10 protein-coding genes and 2 pseudogenes are annotated in these 12,288 nt (G+C 57.8%); all 12 read left to right on the top strand.

Annotated elements, in window-relative coordinates:
• The first annotated feature begins 70 nt into the window (after nt 1-70).
• The 12 genes and pseudogenes from AC07UI_RS14420 (at nt 71) to AC07UI_RS14365 (ending at nt 12,284) form a co-directional block, all read left to right on the top strand.
• The gene (locus AC07UI_RS14420) at nt 71-1,009 is read left to right on the top strand and encodes a branched-chain amino acid ABC transporter permease (RefSeq protein ID WP_494993125.1); all 939 of its coding nucleotides are present in this window, start codon (nt 71-73) and stop codon (nt 1,007-1,009) included.
• Between the two features lie 12 nt (nt 1,010-1,021).
• Nucleotides 1,022-2,266 carry an ABC transporter permease subunit gene (locus tag AC07UI_RS14415; RefSeq protein ID WP_494993124.1) on the top strand — a complete coding sequence of 415 codons (1,245 nt, stop codon included), beginning with the start codon at nt 1,022-1,024 and terminating at the stop codon, nt 2,264-2,266.
• Nucleotides 2,263-3,036, top strand: coding sequence for an ABC transporter ATP-binding protein (locus AC07UI_RS14410; protein WP_494993123.1), 774 nt, complete (start codon nt 2,263-2,265; stop codon nt 3,034-3,036). The genes AC07UI_RS14415 and AC07UI_RS14410 overlap by 4 nt, the downstream gene beginning before the upstream one ends.
• A gap of 2 nt (nt 3,037-3,038) precedes the next feature.
• On the top strand, nt 3,039-3,755 hold the full coding sequence (locus AC07UI_RS14405; protein WP_494993122.1) for an ABC transporter ATP-binding protein: 717 nt from the start codon (nt 3,039-3,041) through the stop codon (nt 3,753-3,755).
• Nucleotides 3,756-3,761: 6 nt separating this feature from the next.
• Nucleotides 3,762-6,806 carry a D-2-hydroxyglutarate dehydrogenase YdiJ gene (ydiJ, locus tag AC07UI_RS14400; protein WP_494993121.1) on the top strand — a complete coding sequence of 1,015 codons (3,045 nt, stop codon included), beginning with the start codon at nt 3,762-3,764 and terminating at the stop codon, nt 6,804-6,806.
• 461 nt (nt 6,807-7,267) lie between these two features.
• Nucleotides 7,268-7,402, top strand: a complete 135-nt coding sequence (locus AC07UI_RS14395) for a hypothetical protein (RefSeq protein WP_494993120.1) — start codon at nt 7,268-7,270, stop codon at nt 7,400-7,402.
• 83 nt (nt 7,403-7,485) lie between these two features.
• Nucleotides 7,486-8,361, top strand: a complete 876-nt coding sequence (locus AC07UI_RS14390) for a DNA/RNA non-specific endonuclease (RefSeq protein ID WP_494993119.1) — start codon at nt 7,486-7,488, stop codon at nt 8,359-8,361.
• Nucleotides 8,362-8,516: 155 nt separating this feature from the next.
• A pseudogene (locus AC07UI_RS14385) lies at nt 8,517-8,705 on the top strand (IS110 family transposase); the annotation flags it as partial.
• Between the two features lie 170 nt (nt 8,706-8,875).
• Complete coding sequence (locus AC07UI_RS14380; RefSeq protein WP_494993118.1) at nt 8,876-9,760, top strand: LysR family transcriptional regulator; 885 nt, start codon at nt 8,876-8,878, stop codon at nt 9,758-9,760.
• A gap of 192 nt (nt 9,761-9,952) precedes the next feature.
• Nucleotides 9,953-10,942: a quinone oxidoreductase family protein gene (locus tag AC07UI_RS14375; RefSeq protein ID WP_494993117.1), complete on the top strand. Its 990-nt coding sequence runs from the start codon at nt 9,953-9,955 to the stop codon at nt 10,940-10,942.
• A 103-nt stretch (nt 10,943-11,045) separates the two neighbouring features.
• Entirely contained in the window at nt 11,046-11,528 is a 483-nt protein-coding gene (locus tag AC07UI_RS14370; protein WP_494993116.1) for a nuclear transport factor 2 family protein, read from the top strand.
• A gap of 326 nt (nt 11,529-11,854) precedes the next feature.
• Nucleotides 11,855-12,284, top strand: a pseudogene (locus AC07UI_RS14365) (TetR/AcrR family transcriptional regulator C-terminal domain-containing protein).
• Nucleotides 12,285-12,288: the final 4 nt, after the last annotated feature.

Below are 12,288 nucleotides of genomic sequence, written 5' to 3'. Positions count from 1 at the left end.
CATGAATGTCACCGCGTCGCTGTTCCCGGCGCGCGCTGGTGGATACGACGCAGCTTTGAGGATTCAGCAAGTGGAAGCCAATCTCAATATTTTGTTGCAGCAGATCCTCAACGGTCTGGTGCTGGGCAGTATCTACGCCTTGGTCGCCCTGGGCTACACCATGGTCTACGGCATTATCGGCCTGATCAACTTCGCCCATGGCGAGGTCGTGATGGTGGGTGCCATGGTGACCATCTCGGTGTTGACCATGCTCGCGGGTTTCGGCTTCGCACCGGGAGTGCTGACGCTGTTGTTCGCCATCATGATCGCGGCGCTGGTGTGCATGCTCATGGCCCAGGGTATGGAAAAGTTTGCCTATCGCCCGCTGCGCAAGGCACCCCGTTTGACGCCGCTGATCCTGGCCATCGGTATTTCGATTTTCCTGCAGAACCTGGCAATGATGATCTGGGGGCGCGGCTACAAGACCTTTCCCGAGGTAGTCGAAACCCGGCCCATCGAAGTGTTCGGCGCCACCATCACCAACGTGCAAATGAGCATCATGATTATCTCGGTGGTGATCATGCTTGCGCTCTGGTTGCTGGTGGACAAGACCAGGCTGGGCAAGGCGATGCGCGCCACGGCCCAGAATCAGGAAGTCGCCGGGCTGATGGGGATCAACATCAACCGGGTTATTTCCGCGACATTCGTGATCGGTGCGTCCCTGGGAGCTGTCGCCGGTGTCATGCGTGCGGTCAACTATGGTCAGGCAGATGCCTACATGGGCTTGTTGCTGGGGCTCAAGGCTTTTTCCGCTGCGGTGCTGGGAGGTATCGGAAACCTGTTCGGCGCCATGGCCGGTGGCATCCTGCTGGGACTGATCGAATCCCTTGCGGCGGGCTACACCGGGCAAATGACTGGCGGTTTTCTCGGTGCCAACTATCAAGACATCTTCGCCTTCATGGTGCTCATCCTGGTGCTGCTGTTCCGTCCCAACGGGTTAATGGGCGAGCGTCAGGCCGACCGCGCCTAGGAGGCTGCCAACATGAAAAACAACTACGCACAATATGCCTTGCTGATTCTGGCTTTCATCGCCTTGCCCTTTCTGGTGGATGCGGTGCCGTTCCTGGGACCCACCTGGGTACGCATCCTGGGTTTTGCCATGCTCTATGTGCTGCTGGCACTTGGGCTCAATATCGTGATCGGGTATGCCGGCCTGCTGGATATGGGCTACATCGGTTTCTATGCCATAGGCGCCTATTTGTACGCGTTGCTGTCCTCGCCGCACCTGAACCTGGTGGGCTTGACCGAGGGCGTGCTCAACTGGCCGATCTGGATCATCATTCCGTTGGCCGCGGTGCTCGCGGCCATCTGCGGGGTGTTGATCGGCGCGCCGGTGCTCAAGCTGCGCGGAGACTACCTGGCGATCGTGACCCTGGGGTTCGGCGAGATCATCCGCATCTTCATGAACAACCTGGATCAACCGGTGAATATCACCAACGGCCCCCAGGGCATCAGTGGGATCGCGCCGCTGCATATCGACGGCGCTACCTGGTCCCACGCAGTAGGTGAAACGCCACAAACGCTGCTGTCGCTGCAAACCAAATGGAGCGTCTTTGGCCTGCAAGTCTCGCCGGTGATCAGCTATTACCTGTTCTTCCTGGCGGTAGTGATCCTGTCCATCATTTTGTCCAAGCGTCTCGAAGTTTCGCGGATTGGCCGAGCCTGGATGGCACTGCGCGAAGACGAAGTGGCCGCCGAGGCCATGGGACTGAACAAGCGTAACCTCAAGTTGCTCGCATTTGCCATGGGCGCCACGTTCGGCGGCGTTTCCGGCGCGTTGTTTTCCGCCTACCAGGGGTTTGTCAGTCCCGAATCCTTCACGTTGATGGAATCGATCATGGTGTTGGCCATGGTGGTTTTGGGCGGAATGGGCTCGATTCGAGGGGTGGTGCTGGGGGCTTTGATCCTGTCGATCATGCCCGAGGTCTTCCGCGACCTGGTCAACTGGGTTCAGCCGTTCGTCCTGGACAACGTTACCTTCATCAGCCGTGACGTGTTGCGCAACATTCTCGATGCCTCGACCCTGCGCATGTTGGTGTTCGGCCTGGCGCTGATTCTGGTGATGCGCTTCCGTCCCGAGGGGCTGTGGCCTTCACAGCGTCGTCGTGCCGAGCTGCATGATGCCGACCCTGAGCCGCAGGCGATGGACACCGCGCTGGACAGCACGGCGACGCACCTGACAACAGCCCCGCAGGATTTCAAGTTAAAAGAGGCGAACAAGGTATGAGCGACGTATTGCTGGAGTTGCGTTCGGTCAGCAAATTCTTCGGCGGCCTGCAGGCCCTGCACAACATTGACTTGAGTATCAGACGCGGCGAAATCCGTGGCCTGCTCGGGCCCAACGGTGCTGGCAAGACCACCTTGTTCAACGTGCTCACCGGCTTGTATCGAGCTGAAGAGGGCAAGGTGGAGTTCAACGGCAAGCCTTTGCGTATCAGCAAGCCCCACAAAGTGGTGGAGGCGGGGATCTCGCGAACCTTCCAGAACATTCGCTTGTTCCACAATATGACGGCGTTGGAGAACGTCATGATCGGCCGTCATGTACGTACCCGCAGTGGCGTGTTTGGTGCGATTTTGCGCACCTCTCGCTGTGTTCAGGAAGAACGCGAGATACACGAGGCGGCCCGCTACTGGTTGAACTATGTGGGCATAGGCCGGTTTGCCGGTGAGCTGGCGAAGAACCTGTCCTACGGCGATCAGCGCCGTTTGGAAATCGCCCGTGCATTGGCGACCGAACCTTTGTTGGTGGCACTCGACGAGCCGGCTGCCGGTATGAACGCTTCGGAGACCGAAGGGCTGCGACAGCTGATGTGCAAGATGAAGGCGGACGGCAAAACCGTGCTGTTGATCGAGCACGATGTGAAGCTGGTCATGGGTTTGTGTGACCACGTTACAGTCCTGGAGTTTGGCAAAAAAATTGCCGATGGCTTGCCGGCGCAAGTGCAGAAAGACCCTCGAGTGATCGAGGCCTATTTGGGTACGGAGACGGTGGCTTGAGCATGAAACGTATTCTTGAAGTGAGCGACCTGAAGGTTTCCTATGGTGCCATTCAGGCGATCAAGGGCCTGGATTTTCATGTAAATGAAGGGGAGATGGTTGCCTTGATCGGTGCCAACGGCGCAGGCAAGACCACCACCCTGAAGACCCTGGCGGGACTGCTCACCCCGGTGGGCGGTCAGATCACTTTCGATGGCAAGGCTCACGGGAAGATCAAAAGCTACGACCTGATTCGCGAAGGCCTGGCGCTGGTGCCGGAAGGGCGGGGTATTTTTCCCAAGTTGACGGTCTATGAAAACCTTGAGATGGGGGCGTTCTCGCGCAACGACGGTAAAACGGCGATCCATGCCGACATCGAACGCATGTTCGGCATTTTTCCGCGACTCAAGGAGCGGGCGTTCCAGTTGGCCGGGACCATGTCCGGCGGTGAGCAGCAAATGCTGGCCATCTCGCGCGCGCTGATGGGCAAGCCCAAGCTGCTGCTGCTCGATGAGCCGTCCATGGGGCTGGCCCCGATCATCGTGCAGAAAATCTTCGAGACCATCCGCGAGGTGGTCAAGGGCGGCGTGACCCTGTTGTTGGTAGAGCAGAACGCCAGGCTGGCCTTGCAGACCTGCCAGCGTGCCTATGTGATCGACGGCGGGCGTATTGCTCTGGAAGGCCAGGCACAAGAGTTGCTGCACAACGAACAAGTCCAGAAAGCTTACCTGGGAGAGTGACCCGCCATGATCGCCCCGCTGCAACCGGCTCAGGCCCAGAACGACTATCGGGACTTTCTCACAGCACTCAAGGGCTACGGTTTCAAGGGCGAAATCAGTGCGGACTATGCCAGTCGCATGGTACTGGCCACGGACAACTCGATTTATCAGCGATTGCCCCAAGCCGTGGTGTTTCCCAAAGATGCCGATGACGTGGTCCGTGTTGCCCGGCTGATCGCCGAGCCGCGTTATCGGCAGATCAAACTCACCGCCCGTGGCGGTGGCACGGGCACCAATGGCCAATCGCTGACTGACGGCATCGTGGTTGACCTTTCGCGGCACATGAACACGATCCTGGAGATCGATGTTCAGGGACGCTGGGTTCGCGTCCAGGCCGGGGTGGTCAAGGATCAGCTCAACGCTGCTCTCAAACCGTATGGGCTGTTTTTTGCCCCGGAGCTTTCCACCTCCAATCGCGCCACCATTGGCGGGATGATCAACACCGACGCCAGCGGTCAGGGCAGTTGTACCTACGGCAAGACCCGCGATCATGTGCTGGAGCTGGACAGCATTCTTCTAGGGGGTGAGCGCTTGCGCACGCATCCGATGACGCAAGAGGACTTGCAGCGCCACTGTTCACGCCAGGATCGCGTGGGAGAGGTTTACCGCGTGGCTCGGGACATCAGTGTGCAAAAGGCCGAACTGATTAAGGCAGTGTTCCCCAAACTCAATCGGTGTTTGACGGGCTATGACCTGGCTCATTTGCGCGAGCCTGACGGCCGCTTCAACCTCAACAGTGTCCTGTGCGGCGCCGAAGGCTCGTTAGGATTTGTGGTCGAGGCGCGGCTCAATGTGCTGCCTGTCCCGAAGTACTCGGTGCTGGTCAATGTGCGTTACGCCAGTTTCATGCAGGCGCTGCGCGATGCTCGTGCCTTGCTCGCACTCAAGCCTTTGTCCATCGAAACGGTCGACTCCAGGGTGTTGATGCTGGCGATGAAGGACATCGTCTGGCACAACGTAGCTGAGTACTTTCCCGAGAGTCCCGGGCGCCCGACCCTGGGAATCAACCTGGTGGAGTTCAGCGGTGACAGCGTTGAGGATGTGGAGAATCGTGTTGCGGGCTTCGTCGAGCATATGCGCGCCGACAAGAGTGTCGAACGCTTGGGGCATACGCTGGCGGCGGGACGTGAAGCCGTCACGCGGGTATACACCATGCGCAAGCGCGCGGTGGGTTTGCTTGGCAATGTGCAAGGTGAAGTGCGACCACAACCGTTCGTGGAAGATACGGCGGTGCCGCCGGAACACTTGGCCGACTATATCGCTGAGTTCCGTGCGCTGCTGGACGGTTATGGGTTGCAATACGGGATGTTCGGTCATGTCGACGCAGGGGTCCTGCATGTACGCCCGGCTCTGGACATGAAGGATCCGGTCCAGGCTGCGCTGGTACGACCGATATCCGATGGTGTAGCGAAACTGACTCAACGTTACGGCGGCTTGCTCTGGGGCGAGCATGGCAAGGGCGTTCGATCCGAGTATGCGCCGGCGTTTTTCGGCGAGTTGTATCCCTCGTTACAGGCCTTGAAATCGGCGTTCGATCCTCACAATCAGCTTAACCCCGGCAAGATTGCTACGCCGCTGGATAGCACAGAGTCGTTGCTGCGCATCGACGAAGTCACGTTACGCGGTGAGCTGGATCGGCAGATTGATGAGCGCGTGTGGCAGAGCTACGGCACCGCGGTGCATTGCAATGGCAACGGTGCCTGTTACAACTACGACCCGGACGACGCCATGTGTCCGTCATGGAAGGCGACCCGTCAGCGCGAGCATTCGCCCAAGGGGCGCGCATCGTTGATCCGCGAGTGGTTGCGCCTGCAGGGCGCCGCTGGGGTGGACTTGCTATCGCCCCAGCTGCGTCGGCCCAACTTCTTTACCCGGTTGCCACAGCGCTGGCGCAACAGTCGCGCGCAGCGCCGGGGAACCTCGGATTTTTCCCACGAAGTCTACGAGGCCATGGCCGGTTGTCTGGCGTGCAAGTCCTGTGCGGGGCAATGCCCCGTCAAGGTCAATGTGCCGGAGTTCCGCTCGCGGTTTCTCGAGCTATATCACGGGCGCTATCTTCGGCCGCTGCGTGATTACCTGATCGGTTCGCTCGAGTTCACCATTCCTTATTTTGCGCGGGTTCCCGGGCTCTATAACGCTCTGATGCAGGCTTCGTTGGTCCGCAGCTGGTTGGCTCACTCCATCGGCATGGTCGACAGTCCCTTGATCAGTCGTTTCGGTTTTCACCAGATGCTCACACGCTTTAATGTGCGACTGGCAACACCGGGGCGTTTGGCCGCCTTAAGCGCCGATCAGCGCCGTCTTAGCGTGGTGTTAGTGCAGGATGCTTTCACTCGCTATTTTGAAACACCTTTGCTGGCCAGCTTTATCGAGCTGGCATCCACCCTTGGCTACCAGGTGTTCCTCGCGCCTTTCAGCGCCAATGGCAAACCCTTGCATGTTCAGGGCTTTCTCGGGGCCTTCAACAAGGCTGCGTTGCGTAACGCCTCAACGCTGCGGGCCCTCAGCGAGTGTGGTGTGCAACTGGTGGGTCTGGATCCTGCAATGACGCTGGTTTACCGTCAGGAGTACCTGAAAGTCCCAGGCATGGGGCAATGCCCGGATGTAGCGTTACCACAGGAGTGGTTACTCGACGCGCTCAGTTCGAGAGACAAGCCCGCAATCCGGGGTAAGCCTTATCGATTGTTGGCGCATTGCACCGAGAAGACCAATGTGCCCGCCAGTAGTCAACAATGGGAGCAGGTTTTTCAGCGCGCCGGCCTGACGTTGATCACCGAGGCCAGCGGATGTTGCGGGATGTCCGGTACTTACGGCCATGAATCACGCAACCAGCAGACTTCACGGATGATCTTTGATCAATCATGGGCGCAACAGCTGGCTGTTCTGGGGGAAGGCGAACCGCTGGCTACCGGTTACTCGTGTCGCAGTCAGAGCAAGCGTCTGGCTGATCGAACCTTGAGGCACCCCCTTGAGGCGCTATTGGATGTGTATCGACGTGACAAATCCTCGTAAAGTTGATGAATCGATATAGATAAGCCTGGATCCTGACCCGCGCGGCCTTCCAGTAATCTCACTTCGCAGGTTATGAATCTCGTGATCTCATGCCGTTCGTCGTTGGCTGACGTGATTCGTTCAAGTGGCGTATTTGTGTTTGGTTCGGCATTGGGCCGTTTTCTGCCAATCGCCTCTTCGACATGCATTGGTCAAGTCGGACGCAATCGATGGTCAGCACTAATGCAATTGGCTAGTCAGCGCGAATGCAAACAGGTGGTCAGATGGGATGTAATAACGCAGTTAGCTGACCCGCTGCTGGCGATGATGGAGTGGCTGGCCAGGTTTGGTCGCGTCTGGAGGCGGAGGCGGGGGAACCTTGATTCAGTGTAGCGGTCAACAAACTCCGGATACGGCAATAGGTCGTTCTTCTGCCATTATCCATTCGCAGACGGTAGAAACCCGCTCATGCCATCATCAGCATGATTAAAGTTGAAACCCTGGCGCGGATTTTTAGAATGGTCGGGATCAACGTACAGCGCTTCGTGTTCAGGGCTGACCGAGCCCGCATCGGTGGTGTGATCAAGGATATTGAAAACATGTTCGCCGCAGCATAACCAGAAACCGCTCCAACTAAAGCCCTGTGATACGGGGCTTTACCGTAAGAATCCCCCCTCAATCCAATTCAAAGATTTTAAGCATGAACCTACGCAAAATTGCAGTGGGGCTGTCGGCCCTTGTTTTGTTCTCGACGGGTGCGGCTGAAGCTCGCAACCTGCTGGACTTCATCAAACCGTCCAGCCAGCATGAGGAGCAAGGGTACCGCTCTGGCTCAATCAGCCAGAACGCGGCGATTGACCTCTATTCAAGTAAACAGAAACAGGCATCGTTTGATGGGTGTGCAGACCTGTTCCCGGCAGCCAGGCCGATCAACATGGCTAGCGTGCCTGCAACGATGAAGCCCTTGGCCCTGTGTTCCGACGACTTTGCGGTGCTGTACTCGCAAACCAGCAAGACTCCGCTGGTTGTGGTGGAGCGCCTCAATTCAGCCCAGCTAAAGGATGCCAAGGGTGAGGAACGCACCAATCAGTTCTATCCGGACCCACGCATTCCCAAGAGCGGGCGGGCAGAGTTGAGCGACTACCGTGGCCAACATCCGGCAGTGGATCGTGGCCATCAGTCCCCGGCGGCAGATGCACCGAATCCGCATGCAATGGCCCAGACCTTTGCGCTTTCGAACATGGTGCCGCAAGACCCAACCAATAACCGGAAGATCTGGAGCAAGGTCGAGTCTGATGTCAGAAAGTTCGCGATGCGAGCCGATGGCGATGTCTATGTCTTTACCGGCCCGCTCTTTGACGCTGGCCATACCACTGTTGGTGACAACAAGGTCTGGGTACCTACCCGCCTGTTCAAGCTGGTCTACGACGTTTCGTCCAAGCGGGCTTGGGCCTATGTGCTACCGAACGCGGAAACCCGCATTGAGAAGCCGATGGACTATGAGACGTTCGTGAAGACCACGGGACTCAAGCTGCTGGAAAATCTACCGGTCTCCGGTTCAGTGGTTCGCTCTTGATCTTCGAGCGTCCACTTCCCTGGCGGGAGTGTTGAATCCCCATGCCCACATAAAACCCGGCACCGTCCGGGTTTAATGAGATGATCAGCCTGACCGAGAAGCCCTGCAGGTTTACGCTTGCAGGGCTTTTCTCGTTTTCGGACGGAGGATCTCCCATGAACGCGGTGACGCTTCTCGGTATCGACATCGGCAAACACAGTTTCCACCTGCATGGCCAGGACGCTAAAGACCACCAGGTATTGCGCAAGAAAACCAGCCGCGGCCAATTGCTCTGCACATTGGCTCAATTACCGGCTTGCACGGTGGTGATGGAGTATTGCGGCGGCGCCCGCAAGTTGGCGAGCCGCGATGAGTCTTTCTGATTCATCGTTTTTATCCCTGAATGAAGGTTCATCCACGGCGTGCACAGCCGAGAGTGATCGCGTTCGCGATGCCACGTGTGATGAAATACTTTTCGACCCCGGCGAAACAGAGCGAACCGCTCCGGCCACCCATTATTCTGGATTCGCGAAATATGGACACGATCGACGCGCTGCGAATCTTTGTCAGTATCGATGAAGCCGGCAGTCTGAGTGGTGCAGCACGCCAATATTCGCTGGCAACCTCGACAGTCAGTGTTGCCTTGCAGCAGTTGGAGCAGAGCGCGGGGGTGCGGCTGATCACGAGGTCCACTCGGCGACTGAGCTTCACTCACGAGGGCCGACAATTCCTGTCTGAGGCAAGAAAGATATTGGCCGTGTGGGACTCCACACTTGAGGGCGTCAAAGAGGGGCCGTTGACAGGACTCATCCGCTTCACGACCACTCAGGATTTTGGCAGTGAAGTGGTTGCTCCCTTGATCGACAGGTTTTTGGAGTTGCATCCCGGCATTCGTTTCGACCTGCTATTGGCCGAAGGCGTGCTTGATCTGGTTCAGAACCATCTGGACTTTGCGCTACGTCACGGCCCATTGTCCGATTCTTCGCTCAGGGCCCGACTACTGGTTTCAGGACGTCGAGTGATTTCTGCGGCTCCGGCCTATTGGGCCGCTCATGGCAAACCGACTTGCCCTCAGGATTTGGCGCATCACAACTGCTTGGTGATCTCGTGGCCAGACCGCTCATTTTCAACCTGGTCATTTACCGAGGGCGGTAAACGGCTCAGGGTGAAGGTGTCGGGGAATCGGATGGCCAACAATGGCGGAGTGCTCCGACAGTGGGCCATCAAAGGCTACGGCATTGTCATTAGTCCGTTATGGACTATCCGCAAAGACCTGCAAGCCGGTGTGCTGTCGACTGCCCTGGAGGGGTTTCTTCCCGATGAGGCTAACCTGTATGCCGTTACCGCTGAAGGTGTGGCGAGTCGTCGGGTCACCGCGTTCCTCGACTTTCTCGCGCGGGAATTGGCAGGGTTTGCGTAGCCCGGCTCATTCCAGTCCGTGGATTCCATTTCCATTTGCTCGGTACTTTTTCTCGCCATCAAAACTGGTTTTATTTCTCGTAAATCGCGAAAGGTGATATCGATTTTCACCGGCTTATCGCCCCTCCAAAAACAGCTGAAACTGTACCTCTTTAAATCGGGTTAGCTCGTAACCCTACTGAGGAACATGATCATGCCAGTTACCGCCAAAGCCGCCGTTATCCACGGATACGGTGCCCCGGAAGCCCTGAAGTTTGAAGAGATCGAGATTGCCGAACCGGGCGACGATCAAGTACTGGTGCGCAACACCGTAATCGGCGTGAATTTCGTTGACGTCTACTTCCGTCGTGGCACGCTGCCTGTACCGCAGTTCCCTATGATTGTCGGTGACGAGGCCGCTGGGATCGTCGAAGCCGTTGGCCGCAATGTCACCTCGGTCAAGGTCGGAGACCGAGTCATTTATGGCGATAGCCATGTCAACTTCGGCGCCTATGCCAGCAAAAAGCTGCACCTGGCCGATCGGGTGATGGTCATCCCCGAAGGCGTCACCGACGAGCAGGCTGCAGCCAGTTTTCTCAAGGGCCTGACCGCGCGTTATCTGGTGAAAGAAGTCGTGGCACTCAAGCCGGGCGACACCATTCTTTACCACGCGGCCGCTGGCGGCGTTGGGCAGATCTTCGTGCAGTGGGCCAAGTCATTGGGGCTGCGCGTGTTCGGCACGGTGTCCACTGACAGCAAGGCTCAAGTCGCGCGCGATGCGGGTTGCGATGAGGTCATCAACTACACCACGGAAGACTTCGTTGCCCGTATTCTCGAGCTGACTGGCGGCGTAGGTGTGAACGCGGTATTCGATTCCGTGGGCAAGGACACCTTTCTCGGCTCACTGGCCGTACTCAAACCACGCGGTACGCTGGTGCAGTTTGGCAAGGCGTCTGGTTTCCCGGAACCGTTCGACCCTTTCTTGCTGATGCCAAAAGCACTGTACCTGACGTGGGCGATCCTGCCGCACTACACCTCGTCAGTGGAGGATTTCAAAATGGCTGCCGCCGACCTGCTGGGGGCCATTCAATCGGGCATCCTCAAAGTCGATCCGAGCCACGTCTATGCGTTCGAACAGGTCGTGCAAGCGCACCAGGATCTTGAAGAACGACGCACGACCGGTGCTGTGGTGATGCGCGTTTAGCCGATTACGGATCACCCGCCAGTAAAGATGTGCAAACGACGCGGCAGCGCCTACTCAATCATGAAGCTGGCGCTACACCTTGAGTTATCTCCCAGAGGCGCCCATGAACACCGAACTGAACCAACTGATTTCGCTGGAAGCCATCAGAAATCTACGAGTCCTCTACTGCCACCATTTGGACAGTGGCCGGATCGACTCGCTCACCAGGCTGTTCACCGAAGATGGCATTCTCCAAGTGGATCGAGGCTGCTGGAGAGGTCGTGAAGAGATCCACGCCGGCCTGTCCATAGCCTTCGCCGAGTACGACGTCGAACAGCGCGGCGCCTACCCGTTCGTTCACCTGGTTTCCAACCAGTGGGTTGAACTACTGGACGAAAACCACGCCGAGGGACGCTGCCACATGCAGTTCTTGGCGACCGAACGAGCCGTCGAGGTAAACCCACTGATACTCATGGGCATCTATGCCGACGAGTACCGCCGGGTCGATGGTCAATGGCTGATCAGCCGCACACGCCTGGACGTCATCTGGCCAAAGCCCGACATCGCTGGTGGTGAACCGGGCAACGGCCTCGTGCTGCCGTCCTGACCCCTCCACGCTGTCTTTGTTATTTGGTGATTGACATGTCTGCACTCTTTTCACCCGTTCACACCTGAGCTAAAGAACCTCGAATAAGGTTGACTGAGGGAGGTTCTTGAAATAAATCCCCGACACTGACTACTCCGCACAATCCGTACTCCGTGAGAGGGCCCAACGGGGGGGGGGGGCGTAACCAGGGTGTGATAGAAGAGTTGTTTGTAGAAGTCGTTCGATCAGTCGCCACAGTGCATTCATCAGAGGCGGTGGCGCAACTGTCCGCCCATGACCGGGATAACGTCACGCTCGAGCAGGCGCTGACACGCTTTGGCGAGTGCATGTTATGGGTGTTGACCAACGAGAGCAGCGCACTGGCGGTTTACCGGATGGTCATGGCCGAGGCAGGGCGCTCCATTATCGGCATGCTGTTCTACGAGGCCGGGCCAAGCGATTGTAATGCGGTATTGTCGAGCTGGATGCGCCCGTGGTGAGCTACGCCGGTCTGCCCCTGAGGTAAAAGCAGCACAGGTCCTGGCGCTGCTGACGGCTGAGGTACAAGTACGGCTTTATCAACCCGCCTCGCAGCCTCTGGAAATCGAGCAGATCAGGGAATGGGTCAATCGAGCGGTAGAGATGTTCCTGCTGGGTGCCGCTGCTCACCGACCGCCGCATGTTCGCGTTTTGCGTGACGCTTTGAACCCTAAGCCAGGTTCCGCCGAAACCAGTCCAGCGTCCTGCTCCACACAAAACAAGCCTCCATCGCTATGAACTT

The organism is Pseudomonas sp. GW821-FHT04C07, from assembly GCF_059420325.1.
The sequence above is the reverse complement of the archived record's forward strand: the minus strand, read 5'-3'. Positions and strand labels throughout refer to the sequence as shown.

Excerpts from the sequence above, each read along its gene's own strand:
- AC07UI_RS14415 (WP_494993124.1), top strand. The coding sequence starts at position 1,022 with ATGAAAAACAACTACGCACAATATGCCTTGCTGATTCTGGCTTTCATC.
- AC07UI_RS14410 (WP_494993123.1), top strand. The coding sequence starts at position 2,263 with ATGAGCGACGTATTGCTGGAGTTGCGTTCGGTCAGCAAATTCTTCGGC.
- AC07UI_RS14405 (WP_494993122.1), top strand. The coding sequence starts at position 3,039 with ATGAAACGTATTCTTGAAGTGAGCGACCTGAAGGTTTCCTATGGTGCC.
- ydiJ (WP_494993121.1), top strand. The coding sequence starts at position 3,762 with ATGATCGCCCCGCTGCAACCGGCTCAGGCCCAGAACGACTATCGGGAC.
- AC07UI_RS14395 (WP_494993120.1), top strand. The coding sequence starts at position 7,268 with ATGATTAAAGTTGAAACCCTGGCGCGGATTTTTAGAATGGTCGGGATC.
- AC07UI_RS14390 (WP_494993119.1), top strand. The coding sequence starts at position 7,486 with ATGAACCTACGCAAAATTGCAGTGGGGCTGTCGGCCCTTGTTTTGTTC.
- AC07UI_RS14380 (WP_494993118.1), top strand. The coding sequence starts at position 8,876 with ATGGACACGATCGACGCGCTGCGAATCTTTGTCAGTATCGATGAAGCC.
- AC07UI_RS14375 (WP_494993117.1), top strand. The coding sequence starts at position 9,953 with ATGCCAGTTACCGCCAAAGCCGCCGTTATCCACGGATACGGTGCCCCG.
- AC07UI_RS14370 (WP_494993116.1), top strand. The coding sequence starts at position 11,046 with ATGAACACCGAACTGAACCAACTGATTTCGCTGGAAGCCATCAGAAAT.